This is a genomic window from Neptunomonas sp. CHC150 (assembly GCF_030397555.1).
GTDB lineage: Bacteria > Pseudomonadota > Gammaproteobacteria > Pseudomonadales > Balneatricaceae > Neptunomonas > Neptunomonas phycophila.
This window is the reverse complement of the sequence record NZ_JAPNXU010000008.1, coordinates 1-25,048: the sequence shown is the minus strand read 5'-3', so window position 1 is coordinate 25,048 and position 25,048 is coordinate 1. Positions and strand designations below refer to the sequence as shown.

The following is a 25,048-nucleotide window of genomic DNA, read 5'->3' as shown; positions in this document are numbered from 1 at the left end:
CGCTAGGATTGCTGTCTACAACCCCAGCTTTTGTTTAACCATCAATAGTGCAGCAATAGAGCGGCCTTCTGAAAAATCCTCGCGATAAATCAAGGTATCTAAATCACGTAGAGGCCAGCGTATCACTTCTAAAGGTTCAGGCTCGTCGCCCTCTAATTTACACGGATATAAGTCTTGCGCTATCAGAGCTGTGATCTTATGGCCCATGTAATTCGGTGCGGTTGTCATTTCTCGTAATATAGAAATGCTATTGGCGCCAACCCCTGCTTCTTCTTTTAGCTCACGGTTGGCTGCCGTTGGCGCATCTTCGCCAGGGTCTATCAACCCTTTAGGAAGCGTCAGTACGTAATCGTTAATACCGCCAGCATATTCGCGGATAAGAATGGCGTTGTCGTCATCATCGATGGCAACAATCATCACAGCACCATTACCTCGCGAGGCCAAACGCTCATACGTACGTTCAACACCATTGCTGAATCGTAACTCTAGCTCCTCAACCTGAAACAATCGGCTCTTTGCGGTGGGAGTTACCTTCAAAAGATCGGGCTTCACGGGCATACTGTTGTCACATCCTAATGATTAAGAAAGGGTAGCCTCTTGATTGTACCTGCTATGTTGGATTGGTCTAGTATTGATACAGTGCTGTTGGATATGGACGGCACATTACTCGACCTTCACTTTGACTCACATTTTTGGTTAGAACACCTGCCGTTACGCTATGCCGAGCTGCATCAATTGGATCCTGTTGAAGTACGTACTTGGCTCCATCAACGCATTATGCAAGAGCACGGGACGCTGAATTGGTATTGCTTGGACTATTGGTCTCAAGAGCTACAAGTGGATATTGTTGCACTCAAACGAGAAATTACGGACCGCATTAGCTTTCGGCCGCACGTTCAGGACTTTTTAGCCGCGATACAGAACGCGGGCATGCGCTCGGTCATTATTACCAATGCCCATCGAGGTAGTTTGGATCTTAAGTTAGAGCATACCGATCTAGGAGATCGGGTGGATCGGATCATTAGCTCACACGATTTTCAGGAGCCTAAAGAAAAGGCCGAATTTTGGGATTGCCTGCAGGATATCGAGCCTTTTGATCCACACCATACGTTATTTATAGATGACAGTTTGCCCGTGCTACGTTCTGCGCAACGCTATGGCATTCGCTATTTACTTTCTATCTTAAAGCCTGATAGCCAAGGTGAGGAAAAGCCAAATAACGAGTTTATGATCCTCGATGAGTTTAGTGAAATTATTCCTAAAGGAGTCAACCGCGATGTCTGATCAAGAAAAAATACGTTTGGATAAATGGCTCTGGGCCGCGCGCTTTTATAAAACGCGGGCGATAGCTAAACAGATGATTGAAGGTGGCAAAGTCCATTACGAAGGCCAGCGCGCTAAATGCAGCAAAGTGGTTGAAGTGGGGGCTACCTTGCAGGTTCGTCAAGGTATGGATGAACGCATCATCGTGATTAAAGCGTTATCGGGACAGCGTCGTGGGGCGCCAGAAGCTCAGCTGTTATACGAAGAAACGGCTGACAGTATTGAACGTCGAGAGAAGCGTGCTTTAGAGCGTAAAGCCATGGGTGGCGCTTCCTTGAATCCTGGCCACCGACCCGATAAACGCAGCCGTCGTCAGTTACTCGAAGTTAAAGAGCTTCAGCGCGGATGATTGCGAAACTCTGTGATAAAATGCGGCCATCAATGATATCTAAAAAGCCGCTGGTTAGCCTAATAAGCGCAAACCGGTGTCAGCGAGAGAATAAGCCATGAGTAATCCTGATCAAATCCAACGTATTTTATTTGATAACCTCGACATTCGTGGCGTGGTGGTAGGTATAGAAGAGACTTACCAAGATATCTTAGCATTGCATGAGTATCCGATGGCTATTCGCCAAGCACTAGGCGAAATGCTAGCCGCTGTTTCCCTGTTAAGTACGACTCTCAAATTTGAAGGCCGTCTTTTATTGCAAGCCCAAGGGAGTGGTCGGGTTCGCGCATTGATGGCCGAAATTAACCAGAATCGCGAATGCCGTGCCATTGCTCGCTATGAGGGTGAGGTGGATGATAGCGCTAATATTATTGATTTAATCGGCGATGCTGGACATTTAGTCATCACTGTAGAGCCAGAATCAGGACAGCGCTATCAGGGTATTGTACCGCTGGAAAAAGATACCTTGTCGGATTGCTTAACAGATTACTTTTTACAGTCTGAACAATTGCCTACTCAAATTCACCTAGCGGCTGATGATCAACGCGCCGCCGGCTTTTTGCTGCAGGTGATGCCAGCCGTAGGAACGAAAGAGAATGACTGGGAGCATATTTCGCATATTGGGGCGACGCTCAAGTCTGAAGAGCTGCTTGAGTTAGATAACGAAACGCTGCTGTACCGCCTATTTCATGAAGAAAACTGCCGTCTCTTTGATCCTGATCCTGTCGTATTTAAGTGTGACTGCTCACGTGAGCGTAGCGCCAATGCTTTACAGTTTATGACCCAAGAAGAGCTCTCAGAAATGATTGCCGAACAAGGAGTTATCGAGGTTGGCTGTCAGTTTTGTAATGCCCACTATCGTTTTGATGAAACGGACATTAAAGCCATGTTTAGCGATTCCGCACATGTGCCCAAATCAGATCAAGTTCACTAAATTAGGCTGAGAACAAGAGCATGCGGTGTATTCGTCGTTTTGCTCATAGAACTTGGCACGAGTTTTTGTGATAATATCACCGCCCCCACAATACTATAATAACTGCCTTAGGCAGACTCAGGGGATTTTTGCTTTTCAGGTAACGTTTTTGGCGCGAGCCAAGGGAATCCAGTAATGACCAAAGAAACTGAGAATACCGTTCACTTAAATCTGACACGTGCTGAGTTGATTGAACATGCAATCAATAGAGGCGAAGGCACGTTAGCAGATACCGGCGCTCTGGTTGTCACTACCGGCAAGCGTACAGGCCGTTCTCCGATGGACCGTTTCATCGTTGAAGAGCCAAGCACTGCTGATGCGATCGACTGGGGTAATATTAACCGTCCCTTCGATTCAGAAAAATTCGATGCGCTGTGGAGTCGTGTTGAAGAGTATCTAGCTGGTAAAGAGCACTTTGTCTCCAACGTACATGTTGGTGCTGATCCAAGCCACTACCTGCCGGTTCGCATGGCGACCGAAACAGCGTGGCAAAATTTGTTCGGTATCAATTTGTTTATCCGTCCCGCTGAATACAACACTAAGTCCAAGGAAGAATGGCAGATTATTAACGCTGCTGGCTTTGAATGTGTGCCTGAGCGTGATGGTACTAAGAGCGATGGCTGTGTGATCCTCAACTTTGCTAAACGCAAAGTCCTGATCGCGGGTATGCGTTATGCTGGTGAGATGAAAAAAGCGATGTTCTCTGTACAGAACTTCCTTTTGCCAGAAAAAGACGTACTTCCAATGCACTGCTCTGCCAACATTGGTGAAGATAACAGCACAACATTGTTCTTTGGTTTGTCCGGAACAGGTAAAACTACACTGTCCGCTGACCCTGATCGTTACCTTATTGGTGATGATGAGCACGGCTGGGGCAAAGGTGTTGTCTTCAACTTGGAAGGTGGTTGCTACGCTAAAACCATTAACCTCAGTAAGAAAAACGAGCCTATCATTTGGGATGCGATTCGTTTTGGTTCAATTGTTGAAAACGTCACGCTGGATGAAAACCGTACGGCTGATTACGACGATACAACACTGACAGAAAATGGTCGTTGTGCTTACCCGTTAGAGCACGTTGAAAAACGTTCAGAGACTAACATGGGTGGTGAGCCGAAAGGCATCGTATTCCTGACATGTGACTTAACAGGTGTGTTACCACCGGTTTCTATCTTATCGAAAGAAGCGGCGGCTTATCATTTCTTGTCTGGTTACACGGCGTTAGTCGGCTCAACCGAAATGGGTTCTGGTGGTGGTATTAAATCTACCTTCTCCACTTGTTTTGGTGCTCCATTCTTTGCACGCCCAGCGCGTGAGTACGCTGAGTTATTGATTAAGCGTATTGAAGAGTTTGGATCACAAGTTTACCTGGTTAACACCGGTTGGACTGGTGGTTCTTATGGTACAGGTTCGCGTTTCAGCATTCCTACAACGCGCGGTATCATCGCAGCGATCCAAAGCGGCGCATTAGAAGGTGTTGAGACTCAGCACTTAGACGGTATTAACCTTGACGTACCGTTGGCAGTGCCGGGTGTCGAATCAAGCTTGCTAAACCCTCGTGATACGTGGGCTGACAAAGCCGCTTATGACGATGCGGCTGGTAAGTTGATTAGCCAGTTTGTGGATAACTTCACCAAGTTTAGCGGTGTTGCAGAAGAGATTGTTGCGGCAGGTCCTCAACAATAAGCTTCGCTGGTTAAGTAAAAACGCCTCTGATGATTCAGGGGCGTTTTTGTTTGTAGAGCCTTATAATATATTGCTTATGCGGTAAGCGAGTACTAGCTTACTGATAGATTGATATCAATATGCTTGAGGTAATCTTGCTCTTGCTCAAGATCTGCTTCCGTTAAGGGGTGCTGCGGGAACCAGCCTTCAGGGAAGGTGAGCTGCATGTCTTTATCATCAACTTGTAAGCTCAACGCGGGTAAGCGAACATCGTCACGGCTGCGATTTAGAATCACTCCAAGGCGTAGTAATACGCAAAGTCGCTTCATGGCTTCTTGGCGATTATCAGGCAGTAGCTTGTACTCATCTTTAGGGAATTTACGGCGATGAGCGCGCACAAGAAAACCTAATAACTGTTGCTCTGAACTCGTAAAGCCCGCCAAATCAGAGTGCTGTACAAGGTAGGCGCTGTGCTTATGGAATTGGCTGTGGGCAATGGTTAGCCCTGCTTCGTGGGTGCGCGCAGCCCATGCCAGTAAATCATGATACTCAGGCGAGTCGAGCTCCCAAGCGCTTTTTACCTGAGCTAACAAAATCATAGCGGTATGTTCAACACGTTGCGCGTGCGTTAAATCAACGTGATAACGCTGGCACAAAGCCGATATTGAACGTTCGCGTACGTCTTCATGCTGTAAACGTCCCGCCATGTCATAGAGCAACCCTTCGCGTAGAGCACCGGTCGAAAAGCCCATAGACTTAACACCAAGCGATTCAAAAAGTGCCGTCAAAATAGCTAAACCTGCTGGCAAAATCGCTAAACGCTCTTGCTTTATGCCGGGTATGTCTAGATCTGAAACGGTATCAAACGAGAGGAATTTATCCTTAAGTTTGGCCAACGATTTGGGCGTTATTTCTTCATTATCAGTAAACCCGCACTCAACACAGGCGTTACGGATCGCTTTGATTGAGCCTGATGCTCCCACGCTACTGGACCAGCCTACTTGGCGATAGCGCTCGCGGATAGAAAGTAGCTCTTGTTTGGCAGCGAATTCTGCTCGACGAAAGTTAGTCGCGTTCATCTTTCCGTCATTAAAAAAACGCTGTGTGAAACTGACGCAGCCCATATCTAAACTTTCTGTTTCGAGGGGTTCAAAGCGTTCACCGATGATAAACTCGGTGCTGCCTCCACCTATATCCACAACGAGTCGTGCACCGGCTACATCAGCCAATGTATGTGAAACACCCAAATAAATAAGGCGCGCTTCTTCTCGTCCGGCAATGATCTCTAACGGCACTCCTAAGATTTTTTCAGCCTGAGTGGCAAATGCTGAACTGTTGTGAGCTTCGCGTAGAGCGTTCGTGCCGACTATTTTGATTGCACTGCGAGGGATTGCGCTGATGCGTTGAGCAAAGCGGCGCAAACAGTTGAGGCCGCGTTCTATCGCCTCTTCACCTAACATTTTATCGCCATTCATACCGGCGGCCAGCTGAACTTTATCGGACATGACGTCAACGGTTGTTAGCTCGCCTTGAAAAAGCTTGGCAACGACCATATGAAAGCTATTAGAACCGAGGTCAATGGCGGCTAATAAAGCACCGTCTTCGGTGATTGTTGTGGCGTTATCACTGTTATCCATGCAATGGGTCTTCTACTCAAAAAGCTATTTTTATTTAGATTACCAGAACACTGTTACAGAATCAGTCGATAACAACATTCCTTTAATAGGTTCACTTTTTTTTGGTAGCGGTGGTATTATCGATACCCAAAGAAGATAAAGCACGAAACTCAGGTGCGTTTGGAGAGAGGTTCGATGAGCGAAAATATCGTAAATGTTACTGATGCGTCTTTTGATGATGATGTATTAAAAGCAGAAGTTCCCGTTCTGGTTGATTACTGGGCTGAATGGTGTGGTCCATGCAAAATGATAGCGCCAGTTCTGGAAGAGATTGCCAAAGAGTACGATGGTCGTCTTAAGATCTGCAAACTCAACATTGATGAAAACAGCGACACGCCGCCTAAATTTGGCATTCGTGGTATTCCAACACTGATGTTGTTTAAAGGCGGAAATGTTGAAGCAACTAAGGTTGGCGCCTTGTCAAAATCACAATTAGCTGCTTTTGTTGACGCGAATCTGTAGCTGATTGGCGAAGAAAGGAGAAAATTATCGTCTTTTAGCGATTTTATTCTCCTTTTTACTAGACACCGGTGGTGCAACCTTCTATATTTAAAAACGTCAAGCGTGACCGCTTCATTAATTGCGTCTTTCTTCACACTTGATTCTGTAAGTTTTCCTCTTATTTTTCCTTCAATATCAGCCGACTCTGGCAATTCATCACAAGCATATGAACCTTACCCAATTAAAAACAAAAAGCGTACCTGAGCTGCTAGAAATTGCTCAGGAAATGGGCCTCGACAACTTGGCTCGTTCTAGAAAACAAGATGTTATTTTCGCAATTCTTAAAAAGCACTCTAAAAGTGGCGAAGATATTTATGGTGATGGTGTTCTGGAGATACTTCAGGACGGCTTTGGATTCCTGCGTTCAGCAGACTCATCTTACTTAGCCGGGCCGGATGATATTTATGTATCTCCTAGTCAAATCCGTCGTTTCAATTTGCGTACAGGCGACACTATCGCGGGCAAAATTCGCCCGCCAAAAGATAGCGAACGCTATTTCGCACTGCTCAAAGTTAATGAAATTAACTATGACCGTCCGGAAAACGCTAAAAACAAAATCTTATTCGAAAACCTGACACCGTTGTTTGCGCAAGAGCGCTTACGCATGGAGCAAGGTAACGGCAGTACGGAAGATATTACTGCTCGTGTATTGGATTTGGTGTCCCCGATGGGTAAAGGTCAGCGTGCGCTGATCGTATCTCCGCCCAAAGCGGGTAAAACCTTAATGCTGCAAAACATCGCGAATAGCATTACGCGTAACAACCCAGAATGCCATATGATCGTGTTGTTGATCGATGAGCGACCTGAGGAAGTTACCGACATGCAGCGTACCGTTCGCGGTGAAGTGGTCGCTTCTACATTTGATGAGCCACCAGCACGTCACGTACAGGTAGCCGAAATGGTTATCGAAAAAGCGAAACGTTTAACTGAGCACAAAAAGGATGTTGTTATCCTGCTTGACTCCATTACGCGTTTAGCTCGTGCCTATAACACGGTCATCCCGTCATCCGGTAAAGTACTAACCGGTGGTGTTGATGCGCATGCTTTGGAGCGTCCTAAGCGTTTCTTCGGTGCGGCACGTAACATCGAAGAAGGCGGTAGCTTAACCATTATTGCAACCGCATTGGTTGATACCGGCTCTAAAATGGACGAAGTTATCTTTGAAGAATTTAAAGGTACGGGTAACTCAGAAGTTCATTTGGATCGTAAAATCGCAGAGCGCCGTGTGTTCCCTGCTATCAATATTCGTCGTTCCGGCACGCGCCGTGAAGACTTGCTAACTAGCGAAGACGAATTACAGCGTATGTGGATTCTGCGTAAGTTGCTCGATTCTATGGACGATTCAGCAGCAACTGAGTTCGTGATCGACAAGCTAAAAGACTTTAAGACAAACGACGAGTTTTTCCTTTCCATGAAGCGAAAGTAAAGGTCGTGTAATATGAAAAGGGTGAGCTGAGGCTTGCCCTTTTTTTTAGTTTTTTTGCACGGTAGGAGCGACTCGTTCGTACATAGAGTCGATGAACGAGCGCGGTTGTCTACCTCGCTAGTATTCCTGACAGTTGCCAATTTATAAGGATAACGATGTCGACGCTGAAATATAAAGATCTTCGTGATTTTATTGCGGTACTCGAAGAACGTGGCGAGCTTAAGCGTATCTCACAAGAGATCGACCCTCATTTAGAAATGACTGAGATTTGCGACCGCACACTCCGTGCTGAAGGTCCGGCTCTCTTGTTTGAAAACCCTAAGGGTTATGATTACCCCGTACTGGCTAATTTGTTTGGAACGCCCGAACGAGTAGCTCTGGGTATGGGCGAGAGTAGTGTCACGGCTTTGCGAGAAGTTGGTAAGCTGCTCGCTATGCTAAAAGAGCCCGAGCCGCCAAAAGGTATGCGCGATGCTTGGGATAAGCTCCCTTTATACAAACAAGTAATGAATATGGGGCCTAAGGTGATTAAGAATGCACCTTGCCAAAGCCATGTTATAGAAGGGGATGATGTCGATTTAGGGACTATTCCTATTCAAACCTGTTGGCCCGGCGACGCGGGCCCGTTGGTTACTTGGCCATTAGTCATTACTCGCGGCCCTAATAAGACACGCCAAAACTTAGGTATTTATCGCCAACAGGTGATTGGCAAGAACAAGCTGATCATGCGTTGGCTGGCTCATCGCGGGGGGGCGCTCGATTTTAGAGAATGGAAAGAAAAGCACCCAGGCGAGCCTTTCCCGGTTGCTGTTGCGCTAGGGGCTGATCCGGCAACAATTCTCGGTGCGGTAACGCCTGTGCCGGATACCTTATCTGAGTATGCGTTTGCGGGTTTATTGCGTGGTGGAAAAACGGAATTGACCACCTGTATTGGAAGTGACTTGCAAGTGCCGGCCAGTGCTGAGTTTATTTTGGAAGGCTATATTTACCCTGACGAAATGGCGGATGAAGGGCCGTTTGGGGATCATACTGGCTACTACAACGAAGTTGATCAGTTTCCCGTGTTTACGGTTGAGCGTATTACACATCGCCCTAACCCTATCTATCACAGTACTTATACCGGCCGCCCCCCAGATGAGCCTGCTATATTAGGAGTGGCACTCAATGAAGTGTTTGTGCCTATTCTTCAAAAACAATTTCCAGAGATTGTTGATTTTTATTTGCCGCCGGAAGGTTGTTCCTATCGTATGGCGGTTGTGACAATGAAGAAGCAATACCCCGGGCATGCTAAGCGCGTGATGATGGGGGTTTGGTCGTTTTTGCGACAGTTTATGTACACCAAGTTCGTTATTGTGTGTGATGACGATGTTAATGCCCGTGATTGGAATGATGTCATTTGGGCGATTACAACGCGGATGGACCCCTCGCGTGATACCTTGTTGATTGATAACACCCCCATTGACTACTTAGACTTTGCCTCGCCCGTATCAGGCTTAGGCTCTAAAATGGGGATGGATGCGACCAATAAATGGCCGGGTGAAACCACTCGAGAGTGGGGGGAACCAATCAAAATGGATGAGGCGGTCAAACAGCATGTTGATGATATTTGGGATAGTTTAGGTATCCTGTAACATGGCCGGTCAGCCAGTTCCGTTGACGATTCGGCTTAATGACCATGCGCAAGCCTTGGTTGTTGAGCCGGGTGATACCATTTTAGAAACCCTAGAGTCGCATGGCTATAGAATGCCTCGCAGTTGTCGGAATGGCGTCTGCGAAATTTGTGAGTTCACTTTGCTTAAAGGAAGTGTGCAACAGCGTTATCCTGAAAAAAGACTTCGCCAGGATAATGAAATGCAGGATCATCAACAGCCAGTGGTTATGGGGTTAGCGTGTACATCCACCCCGTTAAGTGATCTATGGGTACATATCAAAGGGTTAAAACGCCCTGGAGAACAGATAGTGAAACGCCTTACATGTGATATCGTTCAGGTTGAAGGCCTGAATTACGACGTTTATAAAGTCACCTTACGTATGCCACCTACCGCATCGCAGGCGGTAGAATATTTCGCCGGCCAATACCTTGAAATTATTATGCCGGATGAGCGAAAAGCCGCTTTTTCAATTGGCAGCGCGCCCGAGGCCGGCCGTTTGCTAGAGTTGCATATACGCGATGCAAGCGAGTTTTCAAAAGCAATCGTCACTACGCTGCAAACCGAGAAAACGATTGATGTAGAAATTCCTAAAGGAGACTGCTTCGTTAACGCGGCCACTATGGATGGAGAAACGCCTATCATTTTAGCGGCGGCCAGTACTGGCTTCTCGCAAATGAAAAGCATCATCGAGCATTTATTAGCACAAGGAGTGCAAAACCCTATTCATTTTTACTGGGGAGCGAGGATAGCAGCCGATTTGTACATGCCTGAGCTGCCACTAGAATGGGTTGTCACTCATAGCAATGTGGTATATCACCCAGTGGTAAGTGAGCCTGGTGACCAATGCGGTTGGACAGGGCGTACGGACTTACTGCCGGATGCTATTAGCCAAGACTTTGATACCCTTAAGAACGCAATTGTCTATACCAGTGGATCACCAGCGATGGTTTATGCCTTGCTAGATGCATGTGAGCTAAAAGGGCTGGACGAGAAAAATATGCACTCAGACGTATTTGCCTACGCACCTAGACCCAAAAAATAATTCATCGGCCAGCCGATAAGCCCGTCTGGCGACGGGGTTTATCGGTTTGGCTCATTCCCTTGGCTGAAGGCCTTAATCTCGCAAGCTTATTATCGGCCAGCCGCGTTCGGTAGCAATCTGCGTTAATGTTTCATCGGCATCGACCGCTACCGGATTCTCGACTACCTCCAGTAAAGGTAAGTCGTTACGCGAATCACTGTAAAACGAGCTTCCGGCCAGCGAGTGCTCATGCATTGAAAGCCATTCGTTTAAACGTTCAACTTTGCCGCCTTGAAAACAAGGAGTGCCAGCCACTTTGCCTGTGTACTGCCCGTTTATTTCTTCAGGGTCTGTGGCCATGATGTCATCAACACCCAAGCGTGCAGCAATAGGGCCTGTCACAAATTTGTTGGTTGCCGTAATAATCAATAAAAAGTCGCCTTTATCGCGGTGCTGTTTGAGCAGCGCTTCGGCTTTTTCAGTAATCATTGGCTCAACTTTTTCGCGCATAAACTGTTCATGCAGTTGGTTGAGTTGATCCCGTGGTAGTTCTTTTAGCGGCTTAAGAGCGAACTCTAAAAACTCATAAATGTTGAGTGTGCCAGCAACATACTGATGATAAAACGTGTCGTTCGCTTGGCGATATAGCTCACTATCGACAATGCCTTTCTCACATAGGAATTCCCCCCATGCGTGATCGCTATCGCCATGTAATAGCGTGTTATCCAAATCAAAAATAGCCAAGCTCACCTTGTGTGCTCCTCGTTAAGAATAGTTGATGCCATGTAGTGCTAAACAAGAGCGCCTATTCTACCCATTAGTGATAACAAGTTGGCAAGCTATTTGCGGATTGATGGAAGTGTGGAACAATAAGGTAATAATTTTCTAGGATGACTATTGTGATAGATTCAGATGGGTTCAGACCGAATGTAGGTATCATTCTGGCTAACTCTCTGGGTCAGGTGCTTTGGGCGCGACGAATCGGACAGGATGCCTGGCAGTTTCCGCAGGGTGGCATTAATGACGATGAAACCCCGGAACAGGCAATGTTCCGCGAACTAAAAGAGGAGATAGGCCTCACAGCTAACGATGTAGAAATTGTGGCTGTTACGCGTGGCTGGTTACGTTACCGGTTGCCTAAGCGCATGATCCGGAAACACTCCCACCCTATTTGTGTGGGACAGAAGCAAAAATGGTACTTGCTTCGTATGTTAAGCCAAGATGATGCTGTGATAATTGATGAAACAGACTCTCCGGAGTTTGATGGATGGCGCTGGGTTAGTTATTGGTACCCTCTGGGGCAGGTTGTTTCATTTAAAAGAGAAGTCTACCGTAAGGCGATGAAAGAATTATCGCCTAAACTATCAAGGCTGTGTACGTTAGAGTCGAGAGAAGTGTAGTTGATAGGATCGAAATTCGTTTAAATTAAGGAGCAGCAATGCTGGAATTACTGCGTAAAATCGTACAGGAAGTGAGTTCTGCACAAAATGTGGAGACTGCGCTTGATATGATTGTACGTAGTATTCAGCGAGGTTTACACACAGATGTTTGTTCTGTGTATCTGTTTGATCACCCCACACAACGATATGTGTTGCGAGCATCCCAAGGGCTTAATGTTGATGCGATTGGGCGTGCTTCCTTGTCTTCATCGGAGGGGATTGTAGGTTTAGTCGCGCGCAGGGCAGAGCCTATTAATCTTGAGGATGCGGAGACTCATGCGGCTTACTGTTATTTACCCGAAACAGGTGAAGAACGTTACCACGCGTTTTTAGGTGTCCCTATTATTCATCAGCGGCGCGTGCTGGGGGTCTTGGTCGTTCAGCAGCAAGCGACGCGTCGCTATGATGAATCCGAAGAAGCCTTCATGGTGACGGTATCTGCTCAGTTAGCAGGCCTCATCTCAGTAGCTGATGCAACCGGCAGTGCGGATCAGCGTGAAAGAGCACCCACACGCATGGCTGATCGACGCTTTGACGGTGTAGCAGCCGGCGCGGGAGTCGCTATTGGTCCTGTCGTTGTTATGGCATCTTTAGCTAACCTTGATGCGGTTCCCGATAAGACGGTTACCGATATAGATGCAGAAATTCAGATTTTCTATAACGCATTGGAGCGTGTACGTAATGATATTCGCGGTGTCAGTGAACGGTTAGCGGAAAAGTTACGCCATGACGAAAAGGCACTGTTTGATGTGTACCTTCGCATGCTAGATGACTCAGCGATTGCTGGCGAAGTGGTGACGGTTATCCGCTTAGGGAACTGGGCTCAAGGGGCATTGAGTCAGGTGATTACTACGAATGCAGCGCAATTTGCTGTGATGGAAGACCCTTACCTCCGCGAGCGTGCAACCGATGTGCGAGATCTTGGAAGGCGAGTGCTTACTTACTTGCAAGAGGCGAGTAACCCTGGCGATATAGAGCTGCCAGAAAACGCTATATTAGTGGCGGAAGAGCTTTCGCCTACCATATTAGGGGAAGTTTCAACCGACAAGCTTGCCGGGCTTGTTTCGGTACATGGCTCTGGCAATTCGCATGCGGCTATTTTAGCGCGCTCGATGGGTATACCAACAGTGATGGGAATCGTCGACCTGCCATTTCGTCGTTTAGATGGCCGTCTTGTGATTGTGGATGGTTACTCAGGGCGCTTGTACGTAGAGCCTTCTGAAGAATTGCTGGGGATCTACCGTGAGATCCATCGAGAACAAGCAGAGGTCACCGCCGAGTTAGCAACCTTAAGAGATCTACCTGCCATTACAAAAGATGGTCATCGTATGCCCTTGTGGGTTAACACGGGGTTGACGGCCGATGTTTCCAGAGCATTGGAGCGCGGTGCAGAGGGGATCGGTTTGTACCGAACGGAAATTCCTTTCATGGTGCGTGACTTCTTCCCTAGTGAAATGGAACAGACTCAAATTTATCGCAAACAACTCGAAGCGTTTGCTCCGCACCCAGTAACGATGCGCACGTTAGATATTGGCGGTGATAAGTCGCTACCCTACTTCCCAATTAAAGAGGAAAACCCATTCTTAGGGTGGCGAGGTATCCGAGTAACCTTAGATCATCCGGAGATATTTCTTGTTCAGATCCGCGCTATGTTGCGTGCTAGCGAGGGCTTGGATAACTTGCGTATCATGTTGCCAATGGTAACGAGTGTGTACGAGGTAGATGAGTCTAACCGGTTGCTCGATCGTGCTGTTCGCGAGCTTCAAGAAGATGGGCACGATATTAAGCGTCCGCCAGTTGGCGTGATGATTGAAGTTCCGGCAGCGGTATATCAGGTGCGATTGTTTGCTAAACGTGTGGATTTTATCTCTGTTGGCTCAAATGACTTAGCTCAGTACTTGCTTGCCGTTGATCGCAACAACCCGCGCGTGGCCGGTTTGTATATGTCCTATCATCCGGCGGTGTTGAAAGCCTTAGAGTATATTGCTCGTGAAGCTCATAAAGAGGCAATCCAAGTCTCTATCTGTGGTGAAATGGCATCAGAACCTGCGGGTGCTTTGTTATTGATGGCCATGGGCTATGATGTGCTCTCTATGAACGCGACGAACCTGCCGCGAGTTAAATCAGCCATTAGAGGTGTGCGGTTGGAGCAGGCAAGGACGTTATTCTATAAAGTGCGGCGCATGGATGATGCTGATAAAATTCAATCTTTCTTAACGGAAGCCATTCGACGAATGGGGCTTGGCCAACTGAGTCAGCCTGATTTGCCTGCATAACGCTCGCTTATTTTTCTCTTTATTATCAATTCGTTTTACATGAGGCATTTATACGCACAGAGCATCGCGTATGGAGCAAGTTAATGTAAAATGGCACTTATTTACGCCTGTATGGACAAATGTGAATGCTCTTAACTTTAGTGATGTATTTAGTGCTTGGGGCCGCGGCGGGTATCGTTGCGGGTCTATTTGGTATTGGCGGCGGGATACTTATTGTTCCTGTGTTGGTGTTTAGTTTTAGCGCGCAGGGTATGTCAGCAGACGTATTGACGCATGCGGCGGTGGCGACGTCGTTAGCGACAATTATTTTTACCTCGGTGAGTTCTATTAAGGCTCATCATAGCCGAGGAGCGGTGCGCTGGGATTTGTTCAAGCCGTTGGCGGTTGGGATAGCAATCGGTGCGGTACTCGGCGCCTTTACCGCGGATTTGCTGAGCGGGCCCCATTTGCAGATTATTATTGGTGTTTTTGCTTTCTTGGTGGCTTGCCAAATGGCCTTTGGTTTTACCCCCAAAGGCCGAGATTCAGAGCTAACTACCCCAACGTTGGCAGGGGCAGGTGGTTTTATTGGTTGGGGAGCCGCGATCTTTGGGATTGGCGGGGGCACTCTTACCGTACCCTTCCTTACTTGGAAAAAAATCTCCATGCAACAAGCCGTTGCAACGTCAGCAGCGTGCGGTTTGCCCATCGCGGTTATGGGCGCTGTTACTAATATTTACACGGGGTGGAATCATGAAAATGTAGCACCCTATAGCTTAGGTTATATTTATTTGCCGGCTTTTGCTGGGATTGTCATTAGTAGCTCCTTGTTTGCTAAATTAGGAGCGAAGTGGGCGCATAGCTTACCGGGTGATCTTCTGAAAAAAATATTCGCAGCGTTTTTGTTCATAGTGTCAATGCGCTTTTTACTGGCTAATTTGCTGTAACCAGCAAGAAGAAGGATGTCGTTTTATGTGGGTGCATGACATAGATCCTATTGCACTGGATTTAGGATTTATACAGATACACTGGTATGGCTTGATGTACCTGATTGGTTTTGCTGCTGCGTGGGGGTTAGGCTCTTGGCGCGCCAAGCAGCCAGGCTCTGGGTGGACAGAAGAGCAAATATCAGACCTTATTTTTTGGGGTGCGCTGGGTGTTGTTATCGGTGGTCGCTTTGGTTATGTATTGTTCTATAACTTTGATCAATTTCTTGCGAATCCACTGTGGCTGTTTGCTGTATGGGAAGGGGGCATGTCTTTCCATGGAGGCTTGTTAGGGGTGCTGGTGGTGTTGGCGTTGTTTGCGCGTCGTTATCATAAGACCTTTTTTGACATTGGTGATTTTGTAGCTCCGCTGGTGCCTATCGGTTTAGGTGCAGGGCGTGTTGGGAACTTTATCGGCGGAGAGTTATGGGGGCGCGCAGCTGATGTACCTTGGGCTGTTATCTTCCCACGCATCGGCGATAATGTAGCTCGCCATCCTTCTCAGTTATATGAGGCAGCCTTAGAGGGCTTGGTGATGTTTGCGGTGCTGTGGTGGTATACCAGTAAGCCTAAACCGCGAGCAGCGGCATCAGGTCTGTTTTTATTACTGTATGGTTTATTCCGCAGTTTTGTCGAGTTCTTCCGCGAGCCTGATGCGCACATTGGCTATTTAGCATTTGGCTGGCTGACAGAGGGGCAGCTTTTGTCGTTCCCAATGATTGTGGTTGGTATCGTTATTATCATTTGGGCATACCAACGTAATGTATACACTGAGCCTAAGCAGGCGTAGTCAGTTCGGACATCGATATGAAACAATATTTAGCACTTTGTCAGCGGTTAATTGATCAGGGCGAGTGGATCGAAAATAAGCGAACCGGTAAGCGTTGTCTTACCGTGATCAATGCAAACATGACGTACAATGTGGGCCAAAACCAGTTTCCTATGGTGACCACCCGTAAAACATTTTGGAAATCAGCCATTGCAGAGCTAATTGGTTACTTGCGTGGATATGACAGTGCAGCAGATTTCCGTCGGTTAGGCACTAAAACATGGGATGCCAATGCAAACCTTAATGAGGCATGGCTGAACAATCCGTATCGAACAGGGGATGACGATATGGGGCGTGTATACGGAGTACAGGGACGTCGTTGGTCTAAGCCTGATGGTGGACATATTGATCAGCTCAAAAAGCTGATTGATAACCTAAGCCAAGGTATAGATGACCGTGGGGAAATCCTGACGTTTTATAATCCGGGTGAGTTCCATATGGGCTGCTTGCGACCTTGTATGCATACCCACACTTTCTCTTTATTAAATGATACGTTGCATTTAACTTCTTATCAGCGCAGTTGTGATGTGCCACTGGGTTTGGTGTTTAATCAAATTCAAGTATTCACGCTATTAGCATTAATCGCGCAAATTACCGGTCATAAAGCGGGTTTGGCTTATCATAATATTGTGAATGCACATATTTACGAAGATCAAGTTGAACTGATGCGCGATGTACAGCTCCAACGTGAACCGTTTGATCCACCGAAGTTACACATTAATCCGGATATAAAATCACTAGAAGACCTTGAAACTTGGGTCACAATGGATGATTTTGAAGTGGAAGGTTATCAGCATCATGAGCCTATCCAATATCCTTTTTCGGTGTGATTGTGTCTTGTCAGGCTGTCTGTGGGCAGCTGTTTCACAGGAGTCAGTTATGAAACTATCGTATTTAAGTATCCTTGTACCCTTGTTGTTACCTCTTTCTAGCGCTCATGCTGCAGAAAATCGTGATGCAGCTATGAGCATTAAATTGTATCAAGTGCTCACCACTGCCGGAGCTTTTGCATCCGAGTGCAACGCACATGAAGGGGCAGAAAAAGCCGCGTATAAAAGCGCTATAGCAACAGTGACTGATGTGACGGCTAAAACAGTGAGTGAAGTACGCCCTGAAATGACAGAAGCTGATGCGAGAGATGAGCTGGGTGTTCTTACTAAAGCCATCAACGAGAAAACCAAAGCAGCTATTGAGCAAGATGGTTGCAATAGCGAACTCGCCCAAAGCATGATTGATCGCTACCATGAGCTGCTCAAAGAGGACTTTAGCACTTTAAAGAGCAGCTCTTAACGGGTTTCTATTTTTTGCGGCAGTGATAGCGGATGGCGCAGGCTGCTATGAATAAGTGTTGATAAGGTCTGCCTGCATAGCTTGTCAGTCAACGAATATAAGCAAGTCTTTATAAGACTTGCTCAAAGCCCTCAAACTTAGGGGGGCCTAAATAAATGCCTTTTGACGTACTCGCATTCGCGTGTGCTTTTCTGAAAGCTTCTGATTGTGTCCAATCACGAAACGCTTGCTCTGATTCCCAAATAGAATGCGAAGCAAATAAGGTGCATTCGTCATCGGTAGAGCCACGTAGCAATTGAAATGACTTAAAGCCGGGCACTTCGCTTAAATGGCTGTCTCGGTTTTTCCAAATGTCTGTGAATTCCTGCTCTTTGCCTAATGCAATTCGGAAGCGGTTCATAGCGATATACATGAGAGTATCCTTTGCTGGTGGCGTTTTGCCTGAATAGTGGCGTAATTGAGTGGACGACATGAAAGCGATAAAGTGCCTTAACAGTCGGTAAAAGCTGCAAAATCAGTGTAAAAAATTTATCCTGAACTGCATAGTGGTTTATTTAAGTGTTTAAAAATCAATAGCTTAATTTGTGGCATGGTTCCTGCTCTACCTTTACTAAATGATTTAATCATAAAGAGGTATATGTCATGGATTTGATTCGAGTGCTTATTGCTATTTTGTTGCCGCCATTGGGTGTTTTTCTTCAGGTGGGTATCGGTGGTGCGTTTTGGTTGAATATCTTATTAACCTTATTGGGATACATCCCCGGTATTGTCCATGCTATTTGGGTGATCGCTAAGCGCTAGCGATGGTGTTTTCCGTATTAAGTTTAAAAGGGCTCTGGTGAGCCCTTTTTTTGATCTGCGCTGGCATCTTAGAAAGCTACGGGTTAAGACGGTTGGTGTATTTGCACGCTAGGAATACGTTGGCTAACAGTGGCTTTTTTCTGTTTTTTGCGTGTGAGGAGTTTATCAACGCACTGCTCCTCATCATTTAAAATAACGATGCACTCTAGGCATTGTACGCATTCGTTGTAGTCTATTTCACCGCTTTTCTTAATGGCTTTTATTTCACAGCGATGGTGGCAGGTTTGGCAAGGAGAACCGCAAAAGTCGACTCGTTTTAGTAATTCAAAGCGACGCAACCAGCCAATAGCTGCCAAGCCTGCGCCCAATGGGCACAAATAGCGGCAGTAAAACTTATGAATAAACATCCCTACAATCAGCAGCCCTACGGCATAAAGCACAAATGGCCAATGGCGGATGAAAACTAAGGTTATACTGGTTTTAAAGGGTTCTACTTCAGATAGCTTTTCGGCCCACGTTAATGAATAGAAAGAGACGGCTACTAGCCCGCCTATAATGGGATATTTTAGATAGATTAAGCGACGGTGAAGTGTAGCCGGAACGCGTATCTGTTTAAGGCCTATTTTTTTGCCCAACCAAGAGGACATTTCCTGTAAGGCTCCAAAAGGGCAAAGCCATCCACAAAAAAGTCCGCGTCCCCAGATAAATAAACTAATAAAAGTGACAATCCACAGGATAAAAATGACGGGGTCTAATAAAAAAATGGTGATGTCAAAGCCGTCTTTTATCGAATGGAACAAAGTGAAAATGTTAACGACGGACAATTGGCCTTGCGCATAAAATCCGATGAAAAAGAGAGTGAATGCCAAATACCCCCAGCGAAAAGCATGGAAGTGTTTCCAGCGACTTAGGCGGTCTTGCTTGATAAAGCTAACGATTAAAACAGTTAGGCCTATTAATAAAATACATACGCTAACCCAGCGATCCATCCAAAGCTTTATCCACAACGGTAGTGGCTTTGCGGTGTCTATTTGTACGGGTTCCCATTCACTGTCAGGAAGCTGGTAGTGGCTAAGGAAAGTTGCGCTGTCGCTAATCAAGTGATTTCTTGCAAGGTTTACATGTAGCTTAAGATCAACAGGGCTGCCTGGGTCAAAACCTGCGCTGCCTTTAATTCTTAAAAAATGGGCCGTCGAGAAGCGAGGCGCACCAGGAGTAATAATGTCATTAAATTCGCTGGGTGCATTGATATCGCGTATTTCTACCGATAAGCCTCCTTGGTCTAAGGACAAGCGTGATGGAACGGTTGCTGGTGTGTAGTTTTCTTCGGCATGGGGGTAAAGGCCGCTAGAGCCAACCCAAAGAAGGTGGTCGCCAGGTGTTAAACGGTCCATCAGCGCTTTGTAGCGTGCTTCGCCAAGCAAGTTTACTCCTACTTGAGGAGCGTTTAGATAGGCATAAGCTAATGTGATGAAAGGGGTGTTTGGCGCTGTTGTATTTGAAAATTCGGGGTAGCTGTTGAGTGATCGACCTAACGACTCTTCTACTTCTGTTTGCGATAGTGTCCATTGATGTATGAGATTATTGTTGGCAAGTGCGTCCCAGCTCTGCGAAATAATTGGTTTTTCAAGTAGGCGAGACTGAGTTGGCAATGCAAAGCCTTCCAAGCGTGCGCGCGCTACTTGCAGCGCAGTCGATAGCACGACATCATTGATTATCATCACGGAAATAGTGGCCTTCGTGACGCCGTCAAAAACAACCGTGCCACTTGCGCCTCCGTCTGATTGTGAGCTCAACTGCGAGTTTTGTGCGCTGCCAACAATGATTTGGTTACGTACCGAACGATTGCGATACTGCGCTAAAAACTCATGCATCGATTCGTTTCCCAGCCCATGTAAAAAAACGGGTTCATGATGATCGATAACCGTGACATCCTGAAATGATCCGTCAGGTTTAAGGCCTATCAGTAGTCTAATTGGCTTACCTGCAAAACCGGCAAGATTATTAATCTCATCAGACAACCACGCATATCCAAGCAGCTCATCGAGCTGATAAGCCGCATAGACAGGTAAGTCGGCTTCTTTATCGCCAAAACGGGTGGCTTTGGGGAATAGCGCTTGTAGTGGGAGACCATCAACCAGTGGTTTGCCCGCATAGGTAGGGCTCATCACGGCTTCATTGGCCTGAACTGCGGCGCTCGTTAGCAGCCACAAATGTACAACCACAAAAAGTGGCAATAATATACGGTACAGCATATCAAACGGTCCTTACCGGCACGGTATCCGGCTTTTACTTATTGTTATGGGGGAGGAGGCGTTTAACGAATATCAGGTATAACTGTGGAGCAGAGTCGTTGGCTTATCAATAGTACAGAGGGGTAGGGCTTTTGAGACTAAAGTTCTGATTCTTTGTTATTGCATCATGTGGTCGTTATTTTTTCGAGATAGACAGTGCAAACCACTCGCAATAGTGAAGCAAAGTTACCGGTTTCCCCACGGCGAATGACCACTTCACGGTATAGGTCGCTCAAGAACTTGGGAGTGCTGGACTCTTCGCTTTCAGCTATTTCATCAATGATGTTCCAAAAATGATTTTCCAAGCGAATGCTTGTAACCGCGCCTTCGATTCTAACTGAGCGAGTTGTTGTTTCGTATAAGCTTGGGCTGGTGCTGGAGTATAAATGGCACATAATAAAAGAGAGCTCCCTGCAAAGGTTAGCTCTCTTTATAAATCACGTAACAGGTATCATCAACCTATGAGGTTGTTTAGGTAAGAACGATTTGTTCTTACAGTGTTATCTTGGCGCCTAAAACGTCTAAAAACTGCTTTAACCAAGCCGGGTGTGCTGGCCATGCAGGTGCTGAAACGATGTTGCCGTCAGTATAGGCATGGTCAACAGCAATGTCTTGGTATTCACCACCGCATAGGCGAACTTCAGGTGCGCATGCTGGGTAAGCGGATACTTTGCGGCCCTCTACAATGCCGGCGGCTGTTAGTACTTGGGCTCCATGACACACGGCTGCAATAGGCTTATTGGCTTGAGCAAACTCGCGAGTAATCTCAAGAACGCGCTCATTTAAACGTATGTATTCGGGTGCTCGGCCGCCGGGAACGACAAGTCCAACATAGTCGTCAGTATTAACGGTATCGAAATCTGCATTAAGCTGAAAGTTGTGGCCGGGCTTTTCACTGTAAGTTTGGTCACCTTCAAAGTCGTGAATAGCGGTTCTGATCGAATCGCCAGCTTGCTTGTCTGGGCAGACGGCTTCTACGGTATAGCCAACCATGGCAAGTGCTTGAAATGGCACCATAACTTCATAGTCTTCAACGTAGTCGCCCACTAAAAATAATATTTTTTTAGACATTACATGCTCCTTGTTATTGTGAATGTGTGCACGATAAGTGGAGTATCGACTTGGTTGGAGGGCTTGGGGTAATAGTGGGTTACTACATTCGATAATTTCAGCGGCAGATGAGCGCGAGATATTGGTATTTAGCGGTGTAAACGTGCCGCTAATGTGCACAAGCTTCTGGCTGTAGTAAACTGCCCACCCTAGAATTGATAATAACGATAGGTCAGCCTCCGTGTGAGCGCTACCTATTAAGTTAGGTAGTCACCCATGAGATTAGCAATGATAGTCGCACAGTCGTCTAACCGTGTGATTGGTCGAGACAATAAATTGCCGTGGTATTTGCCGGGCGATCTCAAATATTTTAAGCAAGCCACCATGGGTAAGCCGATTATTATGGGTCGTAAGACCTTTGAATCTATCGGGAAGCCATTGCCGGGGCGTCTTAATATCGTCATCAGTCGAGATGCTTCTTTTACGGCCCAGGGCATCAAAGTTGTTATGTCTTTACCTGAGGCCATTGAATTGGCCGAAAGTCAGGCGCTAATTGATGGCGTAGACGAGGCAATGATTATTGGTGGCGCTCAAATTTACGCATTAGCTTTGCCTGAAGTAGAGCGCTTGTATATTACGCAAGTACATGCGGATATAGAGGGAGATGCTTATTTTCCCGAATTTAATCGCTCGCAATGGACCGAGCTCGGCCGTGAAGACTTTTCGGCGCAAGGCCCCAACCCTTATGACTACAGCTTCATTGTTTATCAGCGGAGCAAATAAATGGTTATTGATGAGCGTTTATTGGCGGCGTTGTCGGATGGTCAATTTCATTCAGGGCAAGAGCTTGGTCAGCATCTAGGTATTAGCCGAAGTGCTATCTGGAAGCAAATGAAAAACCTTGAGTCCTTGGGTGTTGAGATATACAGCATCCGTGGACGCGGATATCGAGTGCCCGGCGGTTTAGAGCTGCTTTGTGAAGAGAGAATTGTATCCGACTGCAGCGATTTGGTGGCACGCCACCTTCGTAACATTACCGTACAGCGCGTGGTTGACTCAACCAATACGCTCGCCATGCGTGATATGCAGCAAGGGTTAGCGGATGCGCACCTATATTTGGCTGAGTATCAAACGGCGGGTAAAGGGCGGCGCGGACGCCAATGGGTCAGCCCTTTTGCTCGTAATTTATACTTTTCGTTGGTGTGGAATTTTTCTCATGGCGCCGCGGCCCTAGAAGGGCTGAGTTTGGTTGTGGGTTTGGCCCTGCAACAAGCGCTAACCGCCATGGGTTTATCAGGCATTGAGCTAAAGTGGCCAAATGACTTATTGGTTGATTCGAAAAAACTTGCGGGCATTTTGCTCGAAATGCAAGGTGATGCATCAGGTGAGTGCCAAGTAGTCATTGGTGTTGGGATCAATGTCACGATGTCAGATGAAGCAAGCGAGGGAATAGATCAACCGTGGGCGGATTTGTCTTCACTGTCACAAACACCAATCTCTCGTAATCAATTAATGGCCACTGTGCTGAATCACCTTATCCCCATGCTAGAGCAATTTAAAGTGGACGGCTTTGCGGCATTTCAGGACGCATGGCACGCGTGCCATGCGTATCAACAGCAACCGGTTAGGATTATCTCGGGGCATCGAGAGGTGGTCGGTGAGTGTCAGGGAGTTGATGCGCAAGGAGCCTTGATCATCCATCACTCTGACGGTGTAGAGCATTTTCATGCAGGTGAAGTTAGCGTGAGAGCTTACCATGCGTCTTGAAATAGATGTGGGAAATACCTTTGTGAAATGGCGCTGGGTTTCTGACGGCACGATTACTAAAGCGCTTCGGTGTCTGAAAGAGCCCTTTTTGTCTCGTATTGCTGATATTGATGAGCCAGAATTGGTGCTTGATGAGCTTTGCGATATTTGGATAGGCTCAGTAGCCGGTCGCGAATTTAACGAAGCACTCACGCGGGCACTAAAAACACGTTGGGATATAACGCCTTTATTTGCTGTGTCAGCAAGTTCAGCAGCGGGTGTGCGCAATAGTTACATAGAGCCTACTAGGATGGGGGTTGATCGTTGGTTAGCAATGTTAGCTGCACGGCATCAGGATGACGGGGCCTCTACCGTTGTTGATTGCGGAAGTGCAATCACCATTGATTATTTGAGCGCGCAGGGAGAGCACCTAGGTGGGTATATTGTTCCAGGCTTACAAATGATGCGTGCTAGCTTGTTAAATAATACTGCTAACGTTCGCTATGATGATGAAGACTTATTGAGTATTGAACCTGGGACACATACCGGAGCCTGTGTTAATAATGGTACGCGATACTTATTGCAGGCGTTAGCTGGTCAATTGTTAGAAGAAGTGTCTAAGTCTGGTTCGCAGCTTTATATAACAGGTGGTGATGGTTATTTGCTGCAGGCGCAAATGCCGGGTGCGCTATTGGTGCCAGACCTTGTACTGGACGGACTCATGTGGGCTGATAAACAGTGATGAAATGGTGGGTTATATTTTTACTGTTGGCTAATGCGGTTGTGCTATTTGCATTCAGTATGCTCGAATCTCCGTCTGGCCCGACGCAGGCGCCGTCGAATGATATACATACTATACGGCTGGTCAATGAGCTAAATTTGCCGTTGGGCCAAGATCCGATCTCTGTTCAAAAGCAGAATAATCAGGCGGGTGTTTGCTTCGATTATGAAATACCTGCTAATGAAGACGATATTGCACAAGTTAGCGATTTTTTAGTAGAGCAAGGGTTAGAGCCGGTGATTAACACGCAATTGGATGAGCACGTTAAAATCTCGGTGTTTATCAGCGAAAGTGGAAAATTTGATCGTAAAATGATCAATAAAATCAATGAAATCCTCTTAGATAGCAAACCAGACGTAAAAATAGCAAAAAAAGTGTGTAAAGGGCTTGCATCTATAAAACCTGATCATTAACATATGCGCCACTTCGTTAAGCCGGTATAGCTCAGCTGGTAGAGCAACTGACTTGTAATCAGTAGGTCCCGAGTTCGACTCTTGGTGCCGGCACCATTTACGAAGTGGCCTTGATGGTGGGGTTCCCGAGTGGCCAAAGGGATCAGACTGTAAATCTGACGCGCAAGCTTCGGTGGTTCGAATCCACCCCCCACCACCATATAATGCTCGGTTTAGCGGGTATGGTATAGTGGCTATTACCTCAGCCTTCCAAGCTGAAGAGGTGGGTTCGATTCCCACTACCCGCTCCAGAGTATGTCTTTGGGCGAAAGTGTAAATCTAGTAGCTTAATATGTTTGTAGTTTAGGCTGTTAGGGTAAAGCTCAAGTAGCTCAGGGGTAGAGCACACCCTTGGTAAGGGTGAGGTCGGCGGTTCAATTCCGCTCTTGAGCTCCAGAATTTGAAGGGTAGATGTAGCAATATATCTGCCCTTTGTTGTATTTGTGATTCACGTATTACCTTTTTGGGAAGCTAACGATGGCTAAGAAATCATTTGAACGTAA

General features: G+C 46.7%; 26 protein-coding genes and 4 tRNA genes. 23 read left to right on the top strand and 7 right to left on the bottom strand.

All coding sequences use genetic code 11. The features are described 5' to 3' along the window. Nucleotides 1-15: 15 nt before the first annotated feature. Entirely contained in the window at nt 16-558 is a 543-nt protein-coding gene (nudE, locus tag OW491_RS09385) for an ADP compounds hydrolase NudE (RefSeq protein WP_290035724.1), read from the bottom strand. A gap of 39 nt (nt 559-597) precedes the next feature. Between nudE and yrfG the strand changes: the two genes are divergently transcribed. The 4 genes from yrfG to OW491_RS09365 all read left to right on the top strand — a co-directional run bounded on the left by yrfG (nt 598) and on the right by OW491_RS09365 (nt 4,367). Further along, nucleotides 598-1,284 carry a GMP/IMP nucleotidase gene (yrfG, locus tag OW491_RS09380; RefSeq protein WP_354669560.1) on the top strand — a complete coding sequence of 229 codons (687 nt, stop codon included), beginning with the start codon at nt 598-600 and terminating at the stop codon, nt 1,282-1,284. After that, complete coding sequence (gene hslR, locus OW491_RS09375; protein WP_083610192.1) at nt 1,277-1,672, top strand: ribosome-associated heat shock protein Hsp15; 396 nt, start codon at nt 1,277-1,279, stop codon at nt 1,670-1,672. The genes yrfG and hslR overlap by 8 nt, the downstream gene beginning before the upstream one ends. Before the next feature lie 97 nt (nt 1,673-1,769). Beyond that, nucleotides 1,770-2,645 (top strand): Hsp33 family molecular chaperone HslO, encoded by an 876-nt coding sequence (hslO, locus tag OW491_RS09370; RefSeq protein ID WP_075174287.1) that lies wholly within the window; start codon nt 1,770-1,772, stop codon nt 2,643-2,645. 174 nt (nt 2,646-2,819) lie between these two features. Further along, nucleotides 2,820-4,367, top strand: coding sequence for a phosphoenolpyruvate carboxykinase (locus OW491_RS09365; RefSeq protein WP_178967730.1), 1,548 nt, complete (start codon nt 2,820-2,822; stop codon nt 4,365-4,367). Nucleotides 4,368-4,459: 92 nt separating this feature from the next. Here the strand turns inward: OW491_RS09365 and ppx are convergent, their stop codons facing one another. Further along, on the bottom strand, nt 4,460-5,983 hold the full coding sequence (gene ppx / locus OW491_RS09360; protein WP_075174285.1) for an exopolyphosphatase: 1,524 nt from the start codon (nt 5,981-5,983) through the stop codon (nt 4,460-4,462). A gap of 174 nt (nt 5,984-6,157) precedes the next feature. Between ppx and trxA the strand changes: the two genes are divergently transcribed. The 4 genes from trxA (at nt 6,158) to OW491_RS09340 (ending at nt 10,643) form a co-directional block, all read left to right on the top strand. Further along, nucleotides 6,158-6,484 (top strand): thioredoxin TrxA, encoded by a 327-nt coding sequence (gene trxA, locus OW491_RS09355; RefSeq protein ID WP_075174284.1) that lies wholly within the window; start codon nt 6,158-6,160, stop codon nt 6,482-6,484. Between the two features lie 205 nt (nt 6,485-6,689). After that, nucleotides 6,690-7,949 (top strand): transcription termination factor Rho, encoded by a 1,260-nt coding sequence (rho, locus tag OW491_RS09350; protein WP_075174283.1) that lies wholly within the window; start codon nt 6,690-6,692, stop codon nt 7,947-7,949. 155 nt (nt 7,950-8,104) lie between these two features. Beyond that, on the top strand, nt 8,105-9,580 hold the full coding sequence (gene ubiD, locus OW491_RS09345; RefSeq protein WP_290035721.1) for a 4-hydroxy-3-polyprenylbenzoate decarboxylase: 1,476 nt from the start codon (nt 8,105-8,107) through the stop codon (nt 9,578-9,580). Nucleotide 9,581: 1 nt separating this feature from the next. Further along, nucleotides 9,582-10,643 (top strand): 2Fe-2S iron-sulfur cluster-binding protein, encoded by a 1,062-nt coding sequence (locus OW491_RS09340; RefSeq protein ID WP_290035720.1) that lies wholly within the window; start codon nt 9,582-9,584, stop codon nt 10,641-10,643. A gap of 72 nt (nt 10,644-10,715) precedes the next feature. Here the strand turns inward: OW491_RS09340 and OW491_RS09335 are convergent, their stop codons facing one another. After that, nucleotides 10,716-11,372, bottom strand: coding sequence for an HAD family hydrolase (locus OW491_RS09335; RefSeq protein WP_290035718.1), 657 nt, complete (start codon nt 11,370-11,372; stop codon nt 10,716-10,718). A 149-nt stretch (nt 11,373-11,521) separates the two neighbouring features. Between OW491_RS09335 and OW491_RS09330 the strand changes: the two genes are divergently transcribed. From OW491_RS09330 to OW491_RS09305, 6 genes are all read left to right on the top strand, one after another. Next, nucleotides 11,522-12,022 (top strand): RNA pyrophosphohydrolase, encoded by a 501-nt coding sequence (locus OW491_RS09330; protein ID WP_075174316.1) that lies wholly within the window; start codon nt 11,522-11,524, stop codon nt 12,020-12,022. 38 nt (nt 12,023-12,060) lie between these two features. After that, complete coding sequence (gene ptsP / locus OW491_RS09325) at nt 12,061-14,337, top strand: phosphoenolpyruvate--protein phosphotransferase (protein ID WP_075179668.1); 2,277 nt, start codon at nt 12,061-12,063, stop codon at nt 14,335-14,337. Nucleotides 14,338-14,462: 125 nt separating this feature from the next. Then, nucleotides 14,463-15,263, top strand: a complete 801-nt coding sequence (locus OW491_RS09320; protein ID WP_075179669.1) for a sulfite exporter TauE/SafE family protein — start codon at nt 14,463-14,465, stop codon at nt 15,261-15,263. A 25-nt stretch (nt 15,264-15,288) separates the two neighbouring features. Then, nucleotides 15,289-16,092, top strand: a complete 804-nt coding sequence (gene lgt / locus OW491_RS09315) for a prolipoprotein diacylglyceryl transferase (protein WP_290035717.1) — start codon at nt 15,289-15,291, stop codon at nt 16,090-16,092. Between the two features lie 17 nt (nt 16,093-16,109). After that, the gene (locus OW491_RS09310) at nt 16,110-16,961 is read left to right on the top strand and encodes a thymidylate synthase (RefSeq protein WP_290035716.1); all 852 of its coding nucleotides are present in this window, start codon (nt 16,110-16,112) and stop codon (nt 16,959-16,961) included. A 49-nt stretch (nt 16,962-17,010) separates the two neighbouring features. After that, the gene (locus OW491_RS09305; protein WP_075174275.1) at nt 17,011-17,421 is read left to right on the top strand and encodes a hypothetical protein; all 411 of its coding nucleotides are present in this window, start codon (nt 17,011-17,013) and stop codon (nt 17,419-17,421) included. 109 nt (nt 17,422-17,530) lie between these two features. Here the strand turns inward: OW491_RS09305 and OW491_RS09300 are convergent, their stop codons facing one another. After that, a complete protein-coding gene (locus OW491_RS09300; RefSeq protein WP_075174274.1) occupies nt 17,531-17,833 on the bottom strand; it encodes an antibiotic biosynthesis monooxygenase in 303 nt (100 codons plus the stop codon). Nucleotides 17,834-18,063: 230 nt separating this feature from the next. Here OW491_RS09300 and OW491_RS09295 point away from each other — a divergent pair, with 230 nt between their 5' ends. Next, nucleotides 18,064-18,222: a YqaE/Pmp3 family membrane protein gene (locus OW491_RS09295; protein WP_075174273.1), complete on the top strand. Its 159-nt coding sequence runs from the start codon at nt 18,064-18,066 to the stop codon at nt 18,220-18,222. An 83-nt stretch (nt 18,223-18,305) separates the two neighbouring features. On the opposite strand, the gene OW491_RS09290 is transcribed toward OW491_RS09295, so the two are convergent. The 3 genes from OW491_RS09290 to OW491_RS09280 form a co-directional block, all read right to left on the bottom strand. Next, nucleotides 18,306-20,477 (bottom strand): 4Fe-4S binding protein, encoded by a 2,172-nt coding sequence (locus tag OW491_RS09290; protein WP_290035714.1) that lies wholly within the window; start codon nt 20,475-20,477, stop codon nt 18,306-18,308. A gap of 164 nt (nt 20,478-20,641) precedes the next feature. Next, entirely contained in the window at nt 20,642-20,911 is a 270-nt protein-coding gene (locus OW491_RS09285) for a ribbon-helix-helix domain-containing protein (protein ID WP_075174272.1), read from the bottom strand. A 97-nt stretch (nt 20,912-21,008) separates the two neighbouring features. Beyond that, nucleotides 21,009-21,587, bottom strand: coding sequence for a DJ-1/PfpI family protein (locus OW491_RS09280; RefSeq protein WP_178967735.1), 579 nt, complete (start codon nt 21,585-21,587; stop codon nt 21,009-21,011). 255 nt (nt 21,588-21,842) lie between these two features. On the opposite strand from OW491_RS09280, the gene OW491_RS09275 reads away from it, so the two are divergent. The 8 genes from OW491_RS09275 (at nt 21,843) to OW491_RS09240 (ending at nt 24,941) form a co-directional block, all read left to right on the top strand. After that, nucleotides 21,843-22,349 carry a dihydrofolate reductase gene (locus OW491_RS09275; protein ID WP_075174270.1) on the top strand — a complete coding sequence of 169 codons (507 nt, stop codon included), beginning with the start codon at nt 21,843-21,845 and terminating at the stop codon, nt 22,347-22,349. Beyond that, the gene (gene birA / locus OW491_RS09270) at nt 22,350-23,333 is read left to right on the top strand and encodes a bifunctional biotin--[acetyl-CoA-carboxylase] ligase/biotin operon repressor BirA (protein WP_290035712.1); all 984 of its coding nucleotides are present in this window, start codon (nt 22,350-22,352) and stop codon (nt 23,331-23,333) included. It abuts the gene before it with no gap. Beyond that, entirely contained in the window at nt 23,323-24,054 is a 732-nt protein-coding gene (locus OW491_RS09265; protein WP_290035711.1) for a type III pantothenate kinase, read from the top strand. Before birA ends, OW491_RS09265 begins: the two co-directional genes overlap by 11 nt. Beyond that, entirely contained in the window at nt 24,054-24,506 is a 453-nt protein-coding gene (locus OW491_RS09260; protein WP_290035710.1) for a hypothetical protein, read from the top strand. Before OW491_RS09265 ends, OW491_RS09260 begins: the two co-directional genes overlap by 1 nt. A 20-nt stretch (nt 24,507-24,526) precedes the next feature. Beyond that, nucleotides 24,527-24,602: transfer RNA gene (locus OW491_RS09255), tRNA-Thr, on the top strand. Between the two features lie 19 nt (nt 24,603-24,621). Next, a tRNA-Tyr gene (locus tag OW491_RS09250) sits at nt 24,622-24,705 on the top strand. A gap of 16 nt (nt 24,706-24,721) precedes the next feature. Continuing rightward, nucleotides 24,722-24,796 (top strand) — tRNA-Gly (locus OW491_RS09245). A gap of 70 nt (nt 24,797-24,866) precedes the next feature. Next, nucleotides 24,867-24,941: transfer RNA gene (locus tag OW491_RS09240), tRNA-Thr, on the top strand. Nucleotides 24,942-25,048 lie beyond the last annotated feature (107 nt).